General features: G+C 71.3%; 17 protein-coding genes. 10 read left to right on the forward strand and 7 right to left on the reverse strand.

Features of this window, described 5'->3' with window-relative positions; genetic code table 11:
• The first annotated feature begins 125 nt into the window (after positions 1–125).
• Entirely contained in the window at positions 126–443 is a 318-nt protein-coding gene (locus OHA25_RS27090) for a hypothetical protein (RefSeq protein ID WP_327590275.1), read from the forward strand.
• Positions 444–972: 529 nt separating this feature from the next.
• On the opposite strand, the gene OHA25_RS27095 is transcribed toward OHA25_RS27090, so the two are convergent.
• Positions 973–1,536 carry a thioredoxin family protein gene (locus tag OHA25_RS27095; RefSeq protein WP_327590276.1) on the reverse strand — a complete coding sequence of 188 codons (564 nt, stop codon included), beginning with the start codon at positions 1,534–1,536 and terminating at the stop codon, positions 973–975.
• Positions 1,537–1,575: 39 nt separating this feature from the next.
• On the opposite strand from OHA25_RS27095, the gene OHA25_RS27100 reads away from it, so the two are divergent.
• On the forward strand, positions 1,576–1,947 hold the full coding sequence (locus OHA25_RS27100) for a VOC family protein (RefSeq protein ID WP_327590277.1): 372 nt from the start codon (positions 1,576–1,578) through the stop codon (positions 1,945–1,947).
• 97 nt (positions 1,948–2,044) lie between these two features.
• On the opposite strand, the gene OHA25_RS27105 is transcribed toward OHA25_RS27100, so the two are convergent.
• A complete protein-coding gene (locus OHA25_RS27105) occupies positions 2,045–4,549 on the reverse strand; it encodes a DNA gyrase/topoisomerase IV subunit A (protein WP_327590278.1) in 2,505 nt (834 codons plus the stop codon).
• A 459-nt stretch (positions 4,550–5,008) separates the two neighbouring features.
• Here OHA25_RS27105 and OHA25_RS27110 point away from each other — a divergent pair, with 459 nt between their 5' ends.
• On the forward strand, positions 5,009–5,833 hold the full coding sequence (locus OHA25_RS27110; RefSeq protein WP_327590279.1) for a TauD/TfdA dioxygenase family protein: 825 nt from the start codon (positions 5,009–5,011) through the stop codon (positions 5,831–5,833).
• 227 nt (positions 5,834–6,060) lie between these two features.
• Positions 6,061–8,178, forward strand: a complete 2,118-nt coding sequence (locus OHA25_RS27115) for a RecQ family ATP-dependent DNA helicase (RefSeq protein WP_327590280.1) — start codon at positions 6,061–6,063, stop codon at positions 8,176–8,178.
• Between the two features lie 58 nt (positions 8,179–8,236).
• Here OHA25_RS27115 and OHA25_RS27120 read toward each other — a convergent pair whose 3' ends face one another.
• Entirely contained in the window at positions 8,237–9,130 is an 894-nt protein-coding gene (locus OHA25_RS27120; protein WP_327590281.1) for a carbohydrate kinase family protein, read from the reverse strand.
• 167 nt (positions 9,131–9,297) lie between these two features.
• Here OHA25_RS27120 and OHA25_RS27125 point away from each other — a divergent pair, with 167 nt between their 5' ends.
• The 4 genes from OHA25_RS27125 (at position 9,298) to OHA25_RS27140 (ending at position 15,236) form a co-directional block, all read left to right on the forward strand.
• Positions 9,298–12,168 carry a bifunctional acetate--CoA ligase family protein/GNAT family N-acetyltransferase gene (locus OHA25_RS27125; protein ID WP_327590282.1) on the forward strand — a complete coding sequence of 957 codons (2,871 nt, stop codon included), beginning with the start codon at positions 9,298–9,300 and terminating at the stop codon, positions 12,166–12,168.
• Between the two features lie 128 nt (positions 12,169–12,296).
• The gene (locus OHA25_RS27130) at positions 12,297–12,887 is read left to right on the forward strand and encodes a DUF5998 family protein (RefSeq protein ID WP_305922583.1); all 591 of its coding nucleotides are present in this window, start codon (positions 12,297–12,299) and stop codon (positions 12,885–12,887) included.
• 316 nt (positions 12,888–13,203) lie between these two features.
• Positions 13,204–14,379, forward strand: a complete 1,176-nt coding sequence (locus OHA25_RS27135) for an alkaline phosphatase family protein (RefSeq protein ID WP_327590283.1) — start codon at positions 13,204–13,206, stop codon at positions 14,377–14,379.
• Positions 14,376–15,236 carry a sulfurtransferase gene (locus OHA25_RS27140; protein ID WP_327590284.1) on the forward strand — a complete coding sequence of 287 codons (861 nt, stop codon included), beginning with the start codon at positions 14,376–14,378 and terminating at the stop codon, positions 15,234–15,236. Before OHA25_RS27135 ends, OHA25_RS27140 begins: the two co-directional genes overlap by 4 nt.
• Here the strand turns inward: OHA25_RS27140 and OHA25_RS27145 are convergent.
• The 4 genes from OHA25_RS27145 to OHA25_RS27160 form a co-directional block, all read right to left on the reverse strand.
• Complete coding sequence (locus tag OHA25_RS27145) at positions 15,176–17,770, reverse strand: CHAT domain-containing protein (protein ID WP_327590285.1); 2,595 nt, start codon at positions 17,768–17,770, stop codon at positions 15,176–15,178. The two genes, OHA25_RS27140 and OHA25_RS27145, sit on opposite strands and share 61 nt — an antisense overlap.
• 47 nt (positions 17,771–17,817) lie before the next feature.
• A complete protein-coding gene (locus OHA25_RS27150) occupies positions 17,818–18,273 on the reverse strand; it encodes a hypothetical protein (protein ID WP_305922587.1) in 456 nt (151 codons plus the stop codon).
• Positions 18,270–18,800, reverse strand: coding sequence for an RNA polymerase sigma factor (locus OHA25_RS27155; protein WP_327590286.1), 531 nt, complete (start codon positions 18,798–18,800; stop codon positions 18,270–18,272). The genes OHA25_RS27150 and OHA25_RS27155 overlap by 4 nt, the downstream gene beginning before the upstream one ends.
• A gap of 72 nt (positions 18,801–18,872) precedes the next feature.
• The gene (locus OHA25_RS27160; protein ID WP_327590287.1) at positions 18,873–19,886 is read right to left on the reverse strand and encodes a S8 family peptidase; all 1,014 of its coding nucleotides are present in this window, start codon (positions 19,884–19,886) and stop codon (positions 18,873–18,875) included.
• A 164-nt stretch (positions 19,887–20,050) separates the two neighbouring features.
• On the opposite strand from OHA25_RS27160, the gene OHA25_RS27165 reads away from it, so the two are divergent.
• Both OHA25_RS27165 and OHA25_RS27170 read left to right on the forward strand, forming a co-directional pair.
• A complete protein-coding gene (locus OHA25_RS27165; RefSeq protein ID WP_327590288.1) occupies positions 20,051–20,545 on the forward strand; it encodes a DUF3145 domain-containing protein in 495 nt (164 codons plus the stop codon).
• 387 nt (positions 20,546–20,932) lie between these two features.
• Positions 20,933–21,541, forward strand: a complete 609-nt coding sequence (locus OHA25_RS27170; protein WP_327590289.1) for a dihydrofolate reductase family protein — start codon at positions 20,933–20,935, stop codon at positions 21,539–21,541.
• The last annotated feature ends 2 nt before the right edge of the window (positions 21,542–21,543 follow it).

Here is a 21,543-nt window from a genome sequence, read left to right on the forward strand (position 1 = left end):
CCACCCTCAAAAGTGGCTGCTCCCGGGGTGGCGACAGGCGGGAGTTGGCAAAGGTCCCACGAAAGCGCGTCACCTTGCGTGATGATGTCGTAGCCGCATGTACGTGATCTAAGAAGGTTTCAGTCGTGACCAGGTCCGAATCGCTCGCCGCGTATCTCCGTGCTCAAGCCTGGCGCCGCCTTGACCGCGTGGAGTCCAACGACGACGGTCGCAATGCCAAGTGCGCGCTGGCCCTCATCGACACCGCCGCCTACGCCGCCAGCCTGCCCGATGACGATCCGCTCATCCTGATGCTGGACCAGGCGGGCTGCTTCGGGCCTTTGGGGTGTGAGGAGTTCGATCCCGGGGAAGCGGGCGCCCGGCTGATCCGGCACTGGCAGGGCGGCCAGCCGCACGAGCTCCTACTCGCGCTCCCGACGGCGATCTCCGCCTCCACCCGCTGACCGACCCCGTCATCCGGCCCCGTCATCCGATCCCGTCACTCGTGCTCGCCACTCGTGCTCGCCACTCGTGCTCGCCACTCGTGCTCGCCACCTGTGCTCGCCACCTGTGCTCGCCACCTGTGCTCGCCACCTGTGCTCGCCACCTGTGCTCGCCACCTGTGCTCGCCACCCGTGCTCATCACTCGTGCTCGCCACCTGTGCTCGCCACCCGTGCTCATCACTCGTGCTCGCCACCTGTGCTCGCCACCTGTGCTCGCCACCCGTGCTCATCACTCGTGCTCGCCACCTGTGCTCGCCACCTGTGCTCGCCACCCGTGCTCATCACTCGTGCTCGCCATCTCCACGGGTGCGCGCCGTCTTCAAGGGCAAAAGAGCTTTTGGGCAACCCCCTCGGGCTGGACGCCGCACTGCGTGCCTTCGGCCCGCTGGGCTCGCCGTAAACGCCGGTATCGGGTCGGCCGTCGCGGGCATGCCCAGCCCGGTGGTCTGGGCATGCCGAGCGGGGTCAGGCGCAAGCGTTCAGTGCCGTTCAGGCGGGCTCGTTGCCCGGCTTCCACTTGATGCTGCAGCCGAGCGACGGGCTCTGCTCCGCGGGCACCTCGCCGCCCTCCAGCAGGGCGTCGATGGCCGCCCGCAGCGACGCGCCGGTCACCGGCACCGAGTTGCCGGGGCGGGAGCCGTCGAATTCTCCCCGGTAGACGAGCTTGAGCCGGGAGTCGTACAGGAAGAAGTCGGGCGTGCAGGCGGCCTTGTACGCCTTGGCCACCTCCTGGGTGTCGTCCAGCAAGTACGGGAACGTGAACCCGGCTCGGGCGGCCTGCTCGGCCAGGTGTGTGGGATCGTCGTCCGGGTAATTAACGCTGTCGTTGCTGCAGATGGCGACGATCGACAGCCGGGCGCCGTAGTCCGCGGCCAGCGCGCCCAGGCCCTTCTCGATGTGCCGCACGTAGGGGCAGTGGTTGGAGAGGAAGACCACCAGTGTGGCGGGAGAGTCTTTGAGGTCTTCCAGCGAGACGCTGCCGCCGTCGATAGCGGTGAGATCGAAGTCGGGCGCGGGAGCGCCGAGCGGAACCATGAACGAGTTGACAGCCATGGCATCCATTGTCGCAACCACGTCAGAGAGAGGTGAATGATGAGCGGCATCGCGGAATTCCGGACCGTCGTGCTCGACACGCCCGATCCCCCAGGGCTGGCCGAGTTCTACTCCCGGCTGCTCGGCTGGCCGATCACGTCGGTCGAGGACGATTGGGTGGTGGTGACCGACGGGGGGCCGCCCCGGCGGCTGGCGTTCCAGCTCGCACCCGACTTCCGGCAGCCGACCTGGCCCGACCCCGAGCGGCCGCAGCAGTTCCACCTCGATCTCACCGTGGACGACATGGAGGAGGCGGAGAAGCGGGTGCTCGAGATCGGCGCGGTCAAGCATGAGCACCAGCCCAGCGAGGACGACAGCTTCCGGGTGTTCCTCGATCCGGCCGGGCACCCGTTCTGCCTCTGCCGGGACTGACCCGCCCCCGGTCCCTGCTACCAAGCCGGCCCCACTCCAACGCCAGGCCGTAGACTCCGACGCCCCCGGGGCTTGCCGGGGGCGTCGGGGGGTGTGGCTACTCGTCTTCGGGCGGCGAGGCCGAGGACTCGACGGCGGGCGGGAGGGTTTCCTGGCCGGAGCCGAGGGCGCCGCCGATGGCGCCGATGGTGTGTGTCAGGCGGACACCTGAGCCGTCCCGGCGCCCGATCTCCTCAGGCAACGGCACCGGCTTGCCGACCCCGGACACCGCCTTGGCCGGAGCAGGCCCCGCCCACGCCAGCAGCAACTCGTCCTCGCCCTTCAAGAACCGCTGTGCCCGCACCCCACCGGTGGCCCGCCCCTTGGCGGGGAACTCGGCGTAGTCGGACACCTTGCCACCGCCCACCTGCGTCCCCGGCAGGGCCGTCGATGACCCGGCGATCGTGACCACGTGCGCGGGCAGCTCAGGATCGACCACGCCGAACCAGATCGCCCTGGCCCCGTCCTCCAGCCGGATCCCCGCCATGCCGCCCGCCGGCCGCCCCTGCGGTCGCACCAGCGAGGCCGGGAATCGCAGCAACTGGGCGTTGGAGGCGATGAACACCAGGTCGTGCGACTCGGACACCAGCTCGACCGCGCCCACCACGCTGTCGCCGTCCTTCAAGGTGATCACTTCGAAGTCGTCGCGGTTGGCAGGATAGTCGGGCACCACCCGCTTGACCACGCCCTGCGCCGTGCCCACGGCCAGCCCAGGCCCGTCGGGATCCAGCGAGCCCAGGCCGATGACCTGCTCGTCGGGCAGCAGTGAGACGTATTCGGAGACCGGGTGACCGCCGGACAGCGACGGCGGGTTGGCCGTGGACGGCAGAGTCGGCAGGTCCACGACCTGGACCCGGATCAGCCGGCCCAGCGACGTCACCACGCCGACCTCGCCCCGCACCGAGGTGCGTACAGCCGAGACCAGCACGTCATGGGCCGAACGTTCGCCCTCGCCCGGCAGCGGCGTCGCGTCGGAGGTGCGGGCCAGCAGGCCGGTCGACGACAGCAGCGCCAGGCACGGGTCGTCGGCCACCTGGAGCGAGACGACGGGGGTCCGGGCCACGCCGGGGGCCTCCAGCAGGACCGTGCGGCGCGGCGTGCCGTATTTCTTGGCCACGTCGGCCAGCTCGCCCGAGACGACCTGGCGCATCTTGGCCTCCGAGGACAGGATCTCGGTCAGCTTGGCGATCTCGTCGCTCAGCGTCTCCTTCTCCCGGTCCAGCTCCAGCTTGTCGTAGCGGGTCAGGCGGCGCAGCGGCGTGTCGAGAATGTAGGCGGCCTGGATCTCGGTCAGGTCGAACACGTCCATCAACCGCGTGCGCGCCTGTGCCGAGTCGTCGGAGGCACGGATGACCTGGATGACCTCGTCGATGTTGAGCAGCGCGATGATCAGGCCGTCGACCAGGTGCAGGCGTTCTTCGCGCTTGCGGCGCCGGTATTCCGACCTGCGGCGCACCACCTCGAGCCGGTGGTCGACATAGACCTGGAGCAGCTCGCGCAGTCCCAGCGTGCGCGGCTCGCCGTCCACCAGGGCGACGTTGTTGATGCCGAACGTCTCCTCCATCGGCGTCAGCCGGTAGAGCTCCTCCAGGACGGCCTCGGGGATGAAGCCGTTCTTGATCTCGATGACCAGCTGCAGGCCCTTGTGCCGGTCGGTGAGGTCCTTCAGGTCGGCGATGCCCTGGAGCTTCTTGGAGGTGACCAGCTCCTTGATCTTGGTGACCACGCGCTCGGGGCCGACGTTGTAGGGCAGCTCGGTGACGATGATGCCCTTGCGGCGCGGGGTGATCTGCTCGACGGCGCACTTGGCCCGCATCCGGAACGTGCCACGCCCGGTCTCGTACGCGTCCCGCACCCCCTGCAGCCCGATGATCGAGCCGCCGGTCGGCAGGTCGGGACCGGGCACGAACCTCATCAGCTCGTCCAGCGTCGCGTCCGGCTTCTTGATCAGGTGCCGGGCGGCCGCCACGACCTCGGTGAGGTTGTGCGGCGCCATGTTGGTCGCCATGCCGACCGCGATGCCGCTCGTGCCGTTGACCAGCAGGTTGGGGAATGCCGACGGCATGACGCCGGGCTCGGTCTCCTGCCCGTCGTAGTTGGGCTTGAAGTCGACGGTCTCCTCGTCGAGCGACTCCACCATGAGCATGGCGGCCGGGGCCAGCCTGGCCTCGGTGTATCGCATGGCGGCGGGCAGGTCGTCGGGCGAGCCGAAGTTGCCGTGGCCGTCCACCAGCGGCAGCCGCATGGAGAACGGCTGCGCCAGCCGCACCAGCGCGTCATAGATGGCGGAGTCGCCGTGCGGGTGCAGCTTGCCCATGACGTCGCCGACGACGCGTGAGGACTTGACGTGCCCGCGGTCGGGGCGCAGGCCCATCTCGCTCATGGAGTAGAGGATGCGCCGCTGCACGGGCTTGAGGCCGTCACGCGCGTCGGGCAGGGCCCGCTGGTAGATCACCGAGTAGGCGTACTCGAGAAAGCTCGTGCGCATTTCGGAGGAGACGTCGATGTCGACGATCCGCTCCTCGAAGTCCTCAGGCGGGGGTGCAGTCGTACGTCGGGCCATCTTGTGCTGCGCGGCTGCCTCGGCCGTCGCGCCGAGGGGAAGCGCATCCTCCTTCTGCTCTCGTGCTGTAACCGTAGCCGTCAGCTCGCTGGAGAAGCGTCAGATCGGCGTGTGAGGCGTCGACGTCACCCGTCCCGGTCGCGAGGTGATGGCGGCCAGAGGCGCGTGGGTCACGCGACCAGGAGGGGTTCCGGTGTGTTCGCCTTTGGAGATGATGGCACGAGCCGGGTCCCCTGTGGCATATCCAGCCATGGAAGACGCCTCCTCGCCAATGACTGAGCTGGTCATCCACCCGGCAAGGAAGCCGGGAAAGGTATGACGGCGAACATCGTGCCCGAACCACGATGGTACTCGATGCCGGCCACTTATCGCAGACTTGTTCGATAGCGCGTTTCTGGTTGACCAAGCAATTGCTTGGTGTTACCTTGCCGACGAGGATTCCGCGTTCCCGGAGGCGTCATGATCGAGTTTCATCCCGTGACCAAGCACATCGGCGCCGAGGTCACCGGGGTCGATCTGCGCAAGCCGCTGTCGCAGGAGGAGGTCGCGACTCTGCGGGAGGGCTGGCTCAAGCACCTCGTGCTGTTCTTCCGCGACCAGCACATCGACGACGAGCAGCACCTGCAGTTCGCCCTGAACTTCGGCACGCTCAACCACCCGGCCTTCAAGAAGGACGCCGCCAGCCCCATCCATGTGCTCGACCAGACCTCACCCAAGGGCGAGGGGGGCGACGAGTGGCACAGCGACAACACCTTCGAGCCCACGCCGCCCATGGGCTCGCTGTTGCGCTGCGTCCAGCTGCCCAGCGTGGGCGGTGACACGTGCTGGGCGAACACCTACCTGGCGTACGAAACGTTGTCTCCGTCGCTGCAGCGGCTGTGTGACGAGCTGACGGCCGTGCACGACATCACGATGTCGATGAAGAAGGCGATCGCCAAGGGGCATCCGTTCGACCTGGCCGAGATCCAGGCCAGGTGGCCGCCGATCGAGCGGCCGGTGGTGCGCGTGCACGCGGAGACGGGCAGGAAGGCCCTGTTCGTGAACCGGTCCTCGACGACCCGCCTGGTCGGCCTGTCGGACCGGGAGAACGAGGCGCTGCTGCCGTTCCTGATTGATCACATCCGCTCGCCGGAGTACCAGTGCCGCCTGCGGTGGCGGCCCGGCACCCTCGCCTTCTGGGACAACCGGCCGACCCAGCACTACGCGGTGGCCGACTACACCGAGCGCCGCCGCATGCACCGGGTCACGATCAACGCCTTCCCGGAGCACGGGGATCCGTCCTGAGTGCGGTTCCGTACGTCCGCCCTGCCCGTCGTGCCGGCTCGCGATTCACCACGCGGCCGGTCCACGAGGCGCACGTATCGGCGCCCGGCTCGGTGAACCGGAGGAGCGTTCCCCTGGACGGGGCCCGGCCCCGTGCGGCGGGTGGAGCCCAGTCGGCGCAGCCGTACAGGATGGGGTTTCACGAGGAGGAGCGCGAACCACGGCGGGAAAGGTGGTAACAAGGGTGCATGATTGACGCCCCCGATGCCGGGATGCTGCGGCAAGAGGCCGAGGAACGCCTTCAAGCGCTGGCCGGAGCGCACGCGAGGCTCCGCGACGACCAGTGGTCGGCCATCGAGGCCCTCGTCCTCGACCGGCGCAGGGTGCTGGTCGTGCAGCGCACCGGCTGGGGCAAGTCGGCCGTCTACTTCGTGGCCACCGCGCTCCTGCGGGAGCTGGGTGAGGGCCCCACGGTCATCGTCTCGCCGCTGCTGGCGCTGATGCGCAACCAGATCGCCGCCGCCGAGCGGGCCGGCATCAGGGCCGTCACGATCAACTCCGCCAACCCGGAGGCGTGGGAGGAGATCTACGGCCAGGTCGCCGACGGCATGGTGGACGTGCTGCTGGTCAGCCCCGAGCGGCTCAACAACCCCGACTTCCGCGACAACGTGCTGCCCGAGCTGGCCGAGAGCGCCGGGCTCGTGGTGGTCGACGAGGCGCACTGCATCTCCGACTGGGGACACGACTTCAGGCCCGACTACCGCAGGCTGGCGCGGCTGTTCGAGGACCTGCCGCCCGGCATCCCCGTCCTCGCCACGACCGCCACCGCCAACGCCCGCGTCACCCGCGACGTGGCCGAGCAGATGCGCCTCCCCGCGGAGCTGCGGCCCGACGGGGACGACACGCTCGTGCTGCGCGGGCCGCTGGAGCGCGAGAGCCTGCACCTGTCCGTCGTACGCCTGCCCACGGCCGAGCAACGGCTGGCGTGGCTGGCCCAGACGCTGCGTGAGCTGCCCGGCTCCGGCATCGTCTACACGCTGACCGTGGCCGCCGCCCACGAGATCGCGGGCTACCTGCGCGAGCAGGGGCACGAGGTGGCCGCCTACTCCGGTCAGACCGACCCGGCCGAGCGGCTGGCGGCCGAGGAAGCACTGCTCAGCAACAAGATCAAGGCGTTGGTGGCCACGAGCGCGCTCGGGATGGGCTTCGACAAGCCCGACCTGGGATTCGTCGTGCACGTGGGGGCGCCGCAGTCGCCGGTCGCCTACTACCAGCAGGTCGGCCGGGCCGGACGCGGGGTGGAGCGGGCCGAGGTGATCCTGCTGCCCGGCGTCGAGGACCGCGACATCTGGGCCTACTTCGCCTCGCTGGCGTTCCCGCCCGAGCCCGTCGTCCGCGCCACGCTCCAGACGCTCGAAGAACGCGGCGGCGTCATGTCCACCCCGGCGCTCGAGACCGCCGTCGATCTGAGCCGCAGCCGCCTGGAGATGATGCTCAAGGTCCTCGACGTGGACGGCGCCGTCCGGCGGGTCAAGGGCGGCTGGGAGGCCACCGGTGAGCCGTGGGCGTACGACACCGAGCGTTACACCCGCATCGCCGCCGAGCGCAGGGCCGAGCAGGAGGCCATGCTCGGCTACCTGACCACGACCGAGTGCAGGGAGCACTACCTGCGCAGGCACCTCGACGACGAGTCCGCCCGGCCCTGCGGCCGCTGCGACAACTGCACGGGCAGGCACCGCTCGCCGGAGATCGCCGCGCAGGCCGTGGAAACCGCCCGCGAGCGGTTGAGCAGGCCCGGTGTCGAGATCGAGGCCCGCAAACAGTGGCCGACCGGCCTGGCAGACCTTTCCGGGCGGATCAAGCCGGAGCTGGGCGCGGAGCCGGGCCGGGCGCTCGGGCGGCTGACCGACATCGGGTGGGGCAACCGGCTGCGAGAGCTGTTCAACGGCGACGACGGGCCGATGGCCGACGACATGTTCGCGGCCGTCGTACGGGTGCTGTCCGCCTGGGACTGGCGTGAGCGGCCGGTGGCCGTGGTCAGCCTTCCGTCCGCGACGCGGCCGAAGCTCGTGCGCTCGTTCGCCGAGCGGCTGGCACAGGTCGGGCGGCTGACCTACCTCGGGGAGCTGGGCTATCGGGCCGGCTCGCCCGGACAGCAGTTCAACAGCGCCAAGCGCGTCCAGGCGGTCAGAGGCACCCTGGCCATGCCCAAGGACGTCGGCGCCCAGATCGCCCAGTGTGGTGGGCCCGTCCTGCTCGTGGACGACCGGGTCGACACTGGGTGGACGATGACGCTGGCCACCGCCCTCGTCCGCCACGCCGGCGCTCCGGCCGTGCTGCCGCTGGCCCTGGCGACCGTCAGCTGACGCCGGCGTTCAGCACGCCCGGCGTCTTGTCCTAGAGGACGGACGTGCGGCCAAATGTCTAGAAGGGCGGACGGGCGCCCAAATGCATGATCGCCTTGGCCGCCAGCCGGCATCCCGAGGCCAGCGCTTCGGCCGGCGGCTTGCCCTCCAGCCACGGCGGCAGGAAGCCGGCGGAGAATGCGTCGCCCGCCCCCGTGCCGTCAACGATTTTGTCGACCGGCTCGGCGGCCACGTGGACCGGCTCGGGGCGGCCGTTGCTGAACCACAGCGCGCCCTCGGCGTTCTGCTTGATCACGACCTGCGGGAACCACGCCGTCAGCACCTTGGCCGCGGCCTCCGGTTCGTCGCGGCCGGTCAGCACCTTCGCCTGGTCGGCATTGGCGAACAGCAGCTTGGCGCCGTTGGTCCACTCCAGGAACGGCTCGGCCCCAGTACGCTCGAGCGGCGCGGACGAGGCGCAGTCCACCGAAATCGACATCCCGCCGCGCCTGGCCATGTCGAGCGCCGCGAGACCGGCGTCGCGCGAGCCCTCGTTGATCAGCGTGTAGCCCGAAAGGTGCAGGTGCGAGCCCGAGGTGAACAGGTCGCGCGGCAGGTCCTCCGGCGACAGCGCGGCGTTGGCGCCGGGGTCGGAGAGCATGGTGCGCTCGCCCTTGTGCGTGACCAGCACCACGCAGGTGCCGGTGGGCCGCTCGGGATCCATGACGAGCCGCGCGTCCACGCCGTAGCCCATCAGCTCCATGTCGCGGTTTCGCCCGGTGATGTCGGCGCCTCTGCGGCCGATGAAGGCCACTTCCGCACCCTCGACGGCGAGCCACGAGGCGATGTTCGCACCCGAGCCGCCACCGTGCATCGTCACGATCGCCGGGGTGTCACTCGCCCTGGCGAGCGCATAACGGGCGCGCGCGACCGCGTCGGTCATGAGATCGCCCACCACGACGACCCGCGTCATGATGTCACCACCTTGCTGCCTTCAGTCCACCCTGGCCACGGCAAAACTAACAGCTTCCGGGCTGCTCGTGGGGCGGACCCATCACACCAAGCTGGAGTCGATGCACAAGCGTTGCCCAACTGGGCCCCGGGTCTTGGCATGTGGGATGCGGGTTTACGCTCGAGACTGTGGAGGCACAATATCCGGCTCATTGGGAGGCCGACGTCGTCCTTGCCGACGGCGGCACGGCGCACGTACGCCCGATCAGGCCCGCCGACGCGGACCGCCTCCGTGCCTTCTACTCGCGACTGTCGGACGAGTCGATCTATTTCCGGTTCTTCGGGCCGCGGCCGCGGTTGTCCGACCGCGACGTCGAGCGGTTCACCAATGTCGACTATCTCCACAGGGTCGCCCTGATCGCCACCATCGGCACCGAGATGGTCGCCGTGATCCGTTACGACCGCACCGGGCCGGGCGAGGCCGAGGTGGCCTTTCTCGTCGAGGACGCCCACCAGGGCAGGGGAGTGGCCTCCGTGCTCCTGGAGCACCTGGCCGCCACCGCCCGCGAACACGGCATCGAGCGTTTCATCGCCGATGTCCTGCCCGCCAACATGCGCATGATGGGCCTGCTGCGCCAGGCCGGCTACACCGCCCAGAGCCAGTTCGCCGACGGCGTCGTCCGCATGACGCTCGACCTCACCCCCACCGAGACCTCCGCCGAGGTGACGGCGGCCCGCGAGCACCGGGCCGAGTCCAGGTCGATCGCCAGGCTGCTCACTCCGGGCTCGGTCGCGGTCATCGGCGCCTCCCGCGAGCCCGGCGGGGTCGGCCAGACCGTCCTGCGCAACCTGCTGGCCGCCGACTTCACCGGTCCCGTCTACCCGGTGCACCGGGAGGTGCGGGCGGTGGCGGGCGTGCGGGCCTACCCGAGCGTCACCGCCATCGACGGCGACGTCGACCTGGCCGTGGTCGCTGTGCCCGCCGAGGGCGTGCTCGACGTGGTCAAGGAGTGTGCGGAGAAAGGCGTGCACGGGCTGGTCGTGGTCTCCTCCGGCTTCGGCGAGACGGGCGCGCCCGGCCGGGCCAGGCAGGACGAGCTGGCCCGCATCGCGCGTTCCTACGGCCTGCGCGTGGTCGGCCCCAACTGTCTCGGCATCGCCAACACCGACCCCGCCGTCCGGCTCAACGCCACGCTGGCCGCCACCGTGCCGGGGCGGGGCAAGGTCGGCTTCTTCAGCCAGTCGGGCGCGCTCGGCACCGCGCTGCTGCAGCGGGTGGCGCAGCGCGGCATGGGCATCTCGTCGTTCGTCTCCGCCGGCAACCGTGCCGACGTGTCGGGCAACGACCTCCTGCAGTACTGGGAGGAGGACGACGCCACCGAGGTGATCCTGCTTTACCTCGAATCGCTGGGTAACCCGCGCAAGTTCACCCGGCTGGCCAGGCGCATCGCGCGGAGCAAGCCCATCGTGGTGGTCAAGAGCGGCGGCACCCCGTCGGGGCACTCGGCGGAGGAGCTCGGGCTGCCGGACTCCGCGATCAGCTCCCTGTTCGCGCAGGCCGGGCTGATCAGGGTGGACGACCTCATCCAGCTGTTCGACGTGGGGCAGTTGCTGGCCTACCAGCCGCTGCCCGCCGGGCCCAGGGTCGCGCTCGTGACCAACTCCGACGCGCTCGGGCTGCTCGCCGCCGACGTCTGCCGCGCCGCCGGGCTCGAACCCCGGCCGCCGGTCAACCTGGGACCGGCCGCGGGAGCCTCGGAGTTCGGTACGGCGCTCGCCGGCGAGCTCGCCTCGCCCGACGTGGACGCCGCCGTCGTGATCTACATGCCGCCCCTTGCCGGTGACACCGAGGCGGTGGCGGCCGAGCTGGTACGGGTGTCGAAGGACGTCCCCAAGCCGGTGCTGACAACGTTCCGCGGCCATCTGGGCATGCATCCGGCGCTGCGGCTGGAAGGCCCTGCCGGTACGCAGGCCACGCCCGGGCGGGGATCCATCCCCTCCTACGCGGCCCCCGAGGAGGCGGTCCGGGCGCTGGCCCACGTGGTGCGGTACGCCACGTGGCGCGCGCAACCGGCGATGCCGCCGCCGGAGCTCGACGACATCGACACCGACCGCGCCCGCTCCCTGGTCCACACCCTCCTGACGACCACCCCGGCGGCTCCGGACACTCCGGCTTCTGCCCAAGCGACGACGCCGCCGTCCGTCCCGGGCTCGGCCCCAACGGACAAGGCAGCTGGTCAGTCGGCGTCGGGCACGGCCTCCGGTCCCGTGGGCGGATCGCAGGAACAGGCGAGCGCGCCGGCGGTCGCGTCGTATGACGCTCCCGGTCCCGCGAGCGCGGACCGGGCCGCCGCTGTGCGCCCGCGGCCCGTGGTCTTCGCGGAGCCGGGACCGCCGGTCGAGATCGACGCGACGGATCTGCTGTCCTGCTACGGCCTCACCGTATGGCCCGCCGAGGTGGTGCGCTCGCCCGACGAGGCCGTGGCCGCCGCGGAGCGCCTCGGGTGGCCCGTGGTCTTGAAGGTCGCCGACCCGGGCGCCTCGCGCCGCGCGGGCACCGTGCGCCTGGGGTTGGCGGGCCCGGAGATGGTGCGCCACGCGTACGCCGAGTTCGCCGACCAACTGGGCGAGAAGGTGCGGCTGGCCGTCCAGCCCATGGCGCCGCAACCGGCCGTGCCCACCGTGGTGGGCGTCATCGAGGATCCGGCGTTCGGCCCGGTGGTGTCGTTCGGGCTCGGTGAGGTGACCGCACGGCTCCTCCTCGACCAGGGGTTCCGCCTCGCGCCCCTGACGAGGGAGGACGCCGCCGCGCTGGTGCGCTCCGTACGCGCCACGCCGCTGCTCTTCGGCGAATACGGCTACCCGCCGGTGGCGGTCGACGCCCTGGAGGAGCTGCTCGTACGCGTCGGCCGACTGGCCAACGACCTGCCCGAGGTGGCCCGCCTGGACCTGGACCAGGTGCTCGTAGGGGAGTCCGACGCCATGATCCTCGGCGCCCGCGCCACCCTCCGCACACCGGCGGGCCCGCGCCTGGACGGCGGCCCGCGCCGCCTGTCATGACCGCGCCCCGGAGGTGAAGGCAAAGTGAGGCCAGTGCTCCGAAGTGGCCTTTGTTACCAATCTAAAGACGTTATAGAGCGTTATATCCGGCGGGTGAGTGTACTGCCCGGCCCTGGCAGGATGGACCCATGAGGGAAACCCGAGTCTCAGCCGCGGGCCTGCGTGAAGCGATCGAGCGCAGCGGCTACTATCCCGACCTCGTCACCGATGCGGTCGAATCCGCGCTGGGCAAGGAAGCCGTGACCGCGTTCGTGGTCCACCATGAGGCCACGTTCGATCCTGCGATGGAGGTGCGCAGGCACGTCACCGTGCTGGTGCTGACCACGACACGGCTGCTGGTCTGCCACACCGACGAGCACCCCGCGGTGGAGGGCGTCTCGACGTCCCATGCCTCCACGACCACGGAGGCCGTGCGCCTGAGCCGCATCCAATCGGTCGCCGTCACCCGCGTCGTGCCCGACCCCGCCTCCTACGTCCCGGGCGTGCCGCCCACGGAAGTCACGCTGACCATCGGCTGGGGTGCGATCTCCCACGTGGACCTGGAGCCGGCTACGTGCGGCGACGAAAACTGCGAGGCCGACCACGGTTACACGGGGGCGATCACCGCCGATGACCTGTCCCTCAGGGTCAGTGAGGCGGCCGACGGCCCGGAAGCGGTCACCCACGTCCTGTCCTTCGCCAAGTCCCTCTCCGAGGCCACCGCCCGCGCCGCCGCCTGACCCTCTCTCCTTCGGCGCCGGACGCGTTCCGGCCGGGGCACGGCCGCCTGCGCCGCCACGCCCGTCAGCGGGCGGACACGAAGACGATGGCCAAGACGTCAGCGAAGACGCAGGTCAAGAATGCGCTCGTCACGGCGAGCACCCCGTGAGCCTTCACGACCGGCCATGACAGACGGAAACCAGCGATGGCGAGTGCGGGTAACCTGGCCGGCCGTAAAACAAGGGGGGCGAGATCCCCGGCGAAAACGGAGAGGCCCGCGATCCTCATGAAGACCGACAATCTCATGAAGACGGACAGATGCCTAAGATGAGGGGCATGCTGGTGCCAGGGTATGGCGGCGGGTCGCTGGCGGATCTGCCTGGTGCGCTGCTGGCCGCGCTGGGAGTGCACGACGGCGACTCGAGCGTTCCTGAGCCCGTTCCCAGCGCTCCGACCACGCCGAACGAGCCCGGCACACCGAATTCGCCCCTCGTCCTGGCGCCCGCTGAGCGGGTCTGCCTGTTCCTGGTGGACGGCCTGGGAGCGGAGCTGTTGCGGGCGCACGCCGAGGCGGCGCCGTTCCTGTCCGGGCTGAGCAGCAGGACGCTCACGGCCGGATTCCCCGCCACCACCGTGACCAGCCTCTGCTCGCTGGGCACCGGCCTGCCGCCGGGCGAGCACGGCATGCTGGGCTTGACGCTGGCCGTGCCGGGCACCGGACACCTGTTCAACTGCCTACGGTGGACGATGCCCGACGGCCTCACGATGGATCCCGAGCAGTGGCAGCCCGCTCCGACCGTCTACCAGCGGGCCGCCCGGGCCGGCATCGAGCCCGCCTACGTCGCCCCCGCCGAGTTCGAGGGCACCGGCCTCACCAGGGCCGTCTACCGGGGCGTGCGCTACGTGGCGGCCGACACCGTGGACGAGCGCGTCGCCCGGACGCATCAGGCGATGCGCGAGCGGCCTGCGCACGTCACGGTCTACTACGGCGATCTGGACTCCGCCGGGCACCTGGCAGGCTGGGGCAGCGAGGAATGGCTGCGGCAGCTCGCCATCGTGGACGACATGGCTCAGCGGCTGGCCGAAGGACTGCCACCCGGCGCGGCCCTCTACATCACGGCCGACCACGGCATGGTCAACGCCACCGAGAAGGTCGACGCGGAGACCACGCCCGAGCTGGCCGAAGGCGTGGCGCTGATCGGCGGCGAGGCCAGGGCCAGGCACATCTACGCCGAGCCCGGCGCCGCGCCGCACGTGCTGGAGGCGTGGCGCGAGGTCTTCCAGGGCAAGGCATGGGTAGTGTCCAGGCAGGAGGCGGTCGAGTCCGGCTGGTTCGGGCCGCGGGTGCGCGAGGCGTGGCTGGAGCGCATCGGCGACGTCGTGGCCGTCCCCTACACCGGCCTGGCCATCATCGCGCCGAGCGCGAACCCGATCGAGGCCCTCTTCACCGGCTACCACGGGTCGATGACGCCGGCCGAGCAGAACATCCCGCTGTTGGAGGTACGCACGTGACGAGCTCGCCGACCAATCCGCCCACGAGCCCGACCGGCTCGCCGCCGAGTCCGCTGATCAGCCCGGACGGGCTCGCGGCGCTCGGCGACGTGGCGCTGTTGGACGTTCGCTGGCGGCTGGGCGGCCCGCCCGGGATTGAGCTCTACCGGGAAGGCCACATCCCAGGCGCCGTCTACTGCGACCTCGACACCGATCTGGCGGCCCCTCCAGGAGCGGGCGGACGTCACCCGCTGCCTGCGCCGGACGCGTTCCAGAGCGCGATGCGCCGCCTCGGGGTGGGCGAGGACCGGCCGGTGGTGGTCTACGACGACGTCGGCTCCACCGTCGCCGCCAGGGCCTGGTGGGCGCTGCGGTATTTCGGCCACCATGACGTCCGGGTGCTGGACGGCGGGTTGTCCGCGTGGAGTGCGGCCGGCCTGCCGACCACGAAGGAGGCCCCGGCGGTGAAGGAGGGCGACTTCACGGCGCGGCCGGGCGGTATGCCGGTGCTGACCGCCGGCGGGGCGGCCGACGTGGCCGCCGAGGGCGTCCTGCTCGACGCCAGGGCGGCGGAACGGTATCGGGGCGAAGTGGAGCCGGTCGATCCGGTGGCCGGGCATGTTCCCGGGGCCGTCAGCGCGCCCACCACGGAGAACGTCGGGCCCGACGGCAGATTCCTCGACGCCGCTGTGCTTCGGGCCAGGTTCGCGGAGCTTGGCGTGGGTGACGGGGTCCGGGCGGGGGCCTACTGCGGCTCCGGGGTGACGGCCGCCCACGAGGTGCTCGCGCTGGAGGTGGCGGGCCTGCCCGCCGCGCTCTACGTGGGCTCCTGGTCCAACTGGGTCGCCGATCCTTCGAGACCTGTCGCCACCGGCTGATACAGCGGGCGGTCGCCGGCTCCGAAGCTGGTGAACTCGTACACCCCGGTCTTGGCCGAGGCGTGCGCCAGTGCCGCGTCCGGCGGCTGCCCGGCCGCGACGAGCTCGTGGAACATGCTCATCACCGCCCGCGCCGCCTCGTCCTGCACCGGCACCATGCCTGCGATCACGCACGACGACCCCTTAGCCAGGAATGTCCCCGGCAGCCCCAGCGGAGCCCCCTCCATCGGCGTTCGTGACATGCCCGAATTGCAGGCGGAAAGCACCACGAGCTCTGGCGATCGCGTCACGTTCAGCAGGTCGTACGCCATGAGCGACCCGTCCTCCAGCGTGATCCCGGACACCAGCGGACTACGGGCGTGGAACACCCCGTGCGCCGCCAGATGCAGCACATCCGCGACCGCCAGCGCGTTCAGCACCGGCTCGATGCGCCCCGGCACCTCGCGCCCGCCCGGATGACAGGCCAGCACGTGCGCCACCTCGGCCTGCGCGTGAGCCAGCGCCGGCCCGGCCGCCGCGGCCACCGAGGGAGGCCCGGCCCCGCGAGCGCCTTCCCGTGCCCGCACCCAGGAGGCCGCGCTGGCCGCCACGCTCACGGGGCGCCCGCGCAGGAACGGCAGCGCACCCCACGGAAGCGTGTGCAGTGCGCCCACCGGCACCACCACCAGCGGCGCGTCGCCCAGGTCGGCCGCCAGCGGCCGGAACACCAGCTGCTCGAGCTCCCCGGCCACGATCTGGAGATCCTTGTCGCGCCGCAGATCCGGCCGCTCTCGCGCCTCCGACCGCCTGCGGACGGCGTAACGCAGCCGTACGATCGCCTCCTCGACCGCCCGCACGGCCCCCAGCCGCCGCAGCACCACCCGCTCCCCGGTGATCAACACCGCCAGCAGCGAGTCCCCGTCCACCACGAACTCCACCAGAGCCCGCCGCCCCAGCTCGGCCCGCACCCGTTCGGGGTCCGCCAGCGCACAGGCATGGGCGGGCGCCGTGACGGCCCGCCATCGCTCGGCCCATTCGAACACGTCGCACGGCCCGCCGGCGCGTACCGCCAGCCCCAGCCCGAACGCCGCAAGCCGCTCCCCGGCCCTGGCCACGTGCGCCCGCAGCGAAGGGTCGGCGAACGTCTCCACCTGCACGCTCACCTCGGCCAGCCCGTCGCGGACGGCCAGAAAGGCTCCGGGGATGTCCTCCTGCAGCGCCGCCTCCATCGCGAGCGCATGCTGGCGTACGGGGACCGGGATCTGCGACGCCCGCGCCAGCTGCCTGGCCTGCGGCTCCGACGCGAGCGAGGTCAGCCGGGCGCCCGCGGGCGCCCACCGCTCGCCGCGCCCGGGGAGGTCGGCGTGCCGGGTGAGGCGGGCCAGCTGCGCGGAGGCCGTCGGATGATCGTCGACGGCGAGTGCCGCCTCGGCCGCCACCAGGCGCAACGCCGCCGCCCCCGCCAGGTGGGCGCCTCCGTCCTCCAGCTCGTCCGCGCCCGCGATCAGCTCGGTGACCAGTGCTGGCGTGACGGGTTCGAGTGCCAGGCGCGAGCGCAGCACGACCTCCCTGGCTAGTGGCAGCCACGAGGTGCGGCCCTGCGCGGCCAGCTCGCCCGCCGCCTGCTCGGCCACCGCTCGCGCTCGGTGCGGGTCGCCGATCAGCAGCTCCGCCTGGGCGAGCTTCAGCCGCGCCTCGGCCAGCGCCGCCCGGGCCCCGCAGGTCTCCAGATCGGGCACGGCGAGGTTCAGCATGGCCCTGGCCTCGCCGGGCAGGTGGGCGGCCAGCAGGGCGCCGGCGAAGTCGGCCCGCATGGTGGCCAGCCGCTCGGGATAGCCGAAGAGGGTGTCCTCTGCCTCCCGGTAGTGGTGGAACGCCTCGGCGATGTCGCCCCGCCGTACCGCGAGGAACGGCAGGTTGGCGGCGGACAGGCGGGCCAGGTGACGCAGCCCGGCATGCTGGGAGATCTGGAGGCAGGCGGTGAGATCGCGCATGGCGGCATCCCAGTCGCCCCGGTAGGAGTGGACGAGGCCGCGGTTGAGCAGGCCGCCCGCCAGGAACCTGCGGTTGTCGAGGGTGCCGGGCGCGCCCGCCAGGGCTCGCAGCGCGCGGTCGCACGCGGCGACGGCCTCCTGCAGCCGACCGAGGTGGGCCAGCGCGACCGCGCGCTGGGTGTCGAGCTTGGCACGGTCGAGCGGGGACAGGTAGGCCCACGCCAGTGCGGCCACGCGCAGGGCCTGGACAGGATGGCCGCGCTCGGTGCGCACGGTGACGAGTGACAGCCGGGCCTGCGCCACCCGCTCCCGCGAGGCTCCCGGGGTGGCGATGGCCTGCCGGAGGTGCCGCTCGGCGCCCTCGAGATCGCCCAGCTCGCGGGCGGCCAGCGCCATCGCCCTGAGCGCGATCGCCGCGGCGTCGGAAGATCCGGTACGGCGGGCAGCCGCGAGCACGACGCCGCCCGCGTGCATGGCGTGACCGGGATCGACCAATGAACGCAGCATGGCGGCCTCGGCCGCCGCGATGAGCGGGTCGAGATCCTCCGAGGTGTCCCTCATGGGCGGGCCTTGATCGAAACGGCCGGGAGTCCCGGTCACGGGGGCGGTCAGGGCCGGATGCGCACCCACATGGTCTGCACGGGCACGTGGCCGGGCCGGTGGCACACCACGCTGACCCAGCCGGGAGGCAGGCCGGTGGCGGCGAACTGGCCGTTGTGAGTGATGCGCGTGGTCAGCGTGAGATGCGGGGTCTTCACATCGACGAGGGTGCCCTCGCCCGGGTGGGGGACGACCTGCCCGGCGACGTCGATGAGCCCGTCGCCCACCGTCATCTCCAGATCGAAGGTGAGGCCGCCCGTGACGAAGCGCATCACGTGCGAGCCGTCGTCGTCGCGTGTGCCCGAGCTCCTGCGGACCCCTGCGCACTCGACGGGGCCGGCGGTCCGCGCCCGGGGAACCCGGAGCCCGTAGACGTCCCGCGCGGCGGCCGACACATGGCTCGGAATGGGGTCGTTGCCGGCGGCGAGCCGGAGTGCGGCCAGAAAGTATTCGTCGTTGATCATCGCGCCGTCTCCTGTGCCGAGATCAAAGTGCGCAGTCTCTCCAGACAGCGGGCCCTGGTCGGGCCGACGCTGCCCATGGGCAGTCCGAGCCGCATCGCCGTCTGCCGGGTCCCGAGATCGATCGCGACCAGCTGGAGCAGCGTGCGGCAGGGCTCGTGCAGGGCGGAGACCGACTTCCAGAGCAGCTGCCTGCCGTCGGTCTCCAGAACGGCGGTGGCCGGGTCGGGGTCTTCGACGACCGCGGGGGAGAGGACCCGCGGGCGGTCCTTGCGCAAGAGCAGCAGGGCCTCGCGGCGCACGGTGGTCGCGAGCCACCCGCCCACCCCCGCCGGGTCCTTGATGCCGTCCAGGTGCTGGAGCAGGCGCAGCCAGGAGCCCTGGACCACGTCCGCGGCATCGGCCGGGCTCAGGCCGCACGCTCGGGCCACGGCCCACATGAGCGGCCCGAACCTGGACTCGAGCTCCTCCCACGCCGACCGGTCGCCCTCGGCCGCGGCGTGGACGAGCTCCGCCGGATCGCGCTGCACGCGGCCTCCTCTCACCCGGCACGGAGAGGCGATGATGCCCATCCGTGATCGACTGGGAACTGAGCGTAAACTCTACAGACTCGACGGGATGAGCACCCCCAGATCCGGAATTTGCCGGGTGCCCTCGCCGTCGAGAAGCCGGCGGACCACCTCCTTCGCCGGTTCGTTCCTGGCCGCGTCCGCAATAGTCCCCGCCACCAGGGCGGTGGCGAACGACGTGCCGCTCCACGCCGCGAAGCCGCCGAAGTCCTCCGTGTCGAGATAGCTGCTGGTCAGCCAGTCGCCCCGGGCACAGGCGTCCACCCACGTGCCGTAACCGGAGTAGGGGGCCCGGCCGGCCTGCGCGGCGTCCAGCGCCGCCACGCCGACCACGCTGGGCAGTGCGCCCGGCCAGAACAGCCGGTCGGAGGCGGTGTTGCCGGCGCAGGCCACCGTCACGGTGTCGGTCAGCCCGGCGATGGCGTCGGCCAGCAGCGGCGGCGGGCGGTCGTCGAAGGTGTGGCCGCCGAAGGACAGATTGAGCACCTGAGGGGGGTGCTCCCGTAGGCGGTGGAGCGCGCGCACGATGGACGCCTCGTCGCCGATGCCGTCGCCGTCCAGCACGCGCCCCACCCGCAGGGCCGCGCCGGGCGCGCTGCGCGTCAGCAGGCCGGCGAGGAACGTCCCGTGCCCGGCCTGCTGACCCTCGGACGCGTCGGCCTCCTCGGGGCCGACCTGGCCGTACCAGTCGGTGCCCAGCCACCACGGGTGCTTGGCGATGCCGGTGTCGAGCAGTCCCACCGTCACCTCCGACCGGGTCCTGCCCGGTTTGTACGAGATGGGCGGGGCGGGGAACGGCCTGGACGCCGGACCGCCGAAGAACAGCGGCTGGCCGCGGAGGACATGGTTCGGCGACGCTCTGAGCCCCTGCCCGCGCAGCTCGGCCGTGAGCTCGCAGGGATCGACGCCGGGCGCCAGGTGGACGACGCAGACCCCGTCCGCCTCGGAGACGGCCTGGGTCCAGCGGGCCGTCGCGGACAGGGCACTGCGGTCGATGAGCAGCTGACCTGGCCGGATGAAGGCCTCGCCGACAGATTGCATTTCCATGGCCGGGTATGTATCCCGCCTGTATCAGGTGTCACGCACCAACTTGGTATGGCCCCCCTCTGGTGTCGAGTAGCGACCGACGGTAGTCTCTCCCTAGTCACTTGTGATCATCCCGGGACGAGGCCGTTGGGGAAGGCGCACCTCGTACCGAAACGGGAGGTCCGGTGTCTGCTCGTGGCGTCCTTTACGTCCACTCGGCTCAGCCCGCGCTGTGCCCTCACATCGAATGGGCAGTCGCGGGTGTCCTTGGCGTGCCCGTAGATCTGACGTGGACTCCGCAACCCGCCGCGCCCAATGTCGTGCGGGCACAGGCGGAGTGGGAGGGCCGTGCGGGCATCGCGGCGGCCATCGCCTCCTCGCTGATGGGCTGGCAGCGCCTCAGGTTCGAGATCACTGAGGACGCCTCACCCGGGGTGGACGGCTCCCGGCATGCCTATACGCCGACGCTCGGCGCCTTCACCGCGGTCACGGGCGTCTCCGGCGACATCATGATCCCCGAGGACCGGCTCCGCGCGGCCATGATGATGGCGGGCCAGGGGCGGTGCGTGCTGGAGGAGGAGATCGACAAGATGCTCGGGCGCCCGTGGGACGAGGAACTGGAGCCGTTCAGGTACGCCGGCGACGGCGCCCCGGTCCGCTGGCTGCACGCCGCCGTCTGACCCGGGCCCGTGTCGACGGGTCCTCGTTGGTCACGCGATGCTGCCGCCCGCGGACCCTGCTCGTCGCCCGTGTCTATGGTCGCACTCCCGACGGGCCCTCGTTGGTCACGCGATGCTGCCGCCCGCGGACCCTGCTCGTCGCCCGTGTTTATGGTCGCACTCCCGACGGGTCCTTGTTGGTTACGCGATGCTGCCGCCCGCGGACCCTGCTCGTCGCCCGTGTCTATGGTCGCACTCCCGACGGGCCCTCGTTGGTCACGCGATGCTGCCGCCCGCGGACCCTGCTCGTCGCTCCGTAGGAAAGCATTAAGGATTCCGTAACGGGGTGTTGCGAGGCTGAAGGCGCAGGAAAGAAAAGCACCCTCACCTCGAGAGAAGGATCGACAGATGGCCAGCAAGCTCGTTGTCGGAACGTTCGTGACGCTGGACGGGATCATGCAGGCTCCCGGCGGGCCCGGAGAGGACCCGTCCAACGGTTTCCCGCACGAAGGCTGGTTGCCCCCGCACCTGGACGAGGGGTTCGGCCGCATCATGGGTCCCCTGCTGGACCGCGCGGACGCCATGCTCCTGGGCCGCAAGTCGTACGACATCCTCGCCTCGCACTGGCCCAACGTGCCGGACGAGGAGGGCGGCGCCCAGATCAACAACATGCGAAAGTACGTCACCACGCGGTCGCCGATGACGGCCGAGTGGCGCAACACCGAGGTCCTGGTGGGAGAGGCCGCCCAGACGGTCGCCGACCTCAAGCAGCGCACCGACGGCGTGATCCTCGTCCAGGGCAGCAGCGACCTGCTCCGGACGCTGCAGCAGGCCGAACTGGTCGACGAGTACCACCTGCTGGTCTTCCCCGTCGTCCTCGGCCAAGGAAAGCGGCTCTTCGCCGAGGGCGCCACGCCAGCCGGCCTGAAGCTCACCGGGTCGTCCACCACCGACGCCGGCGTCGTGTACGTCACGTACGAGTGGGCGGGCAAGCCCGCGTACGGTTCCGTCGCCTGAGG

It is taken from the genome of Nonomuraea sp. NBC_00507 (assembly GCF_036013525.1).
In the GTDB taxonomy this organism is placed as follows: domain Bacteria; phylum Actinomycetota; class Actinomycetes; order Streptosporangiales; family Streptosporangiaceae; genus Nonomuraea.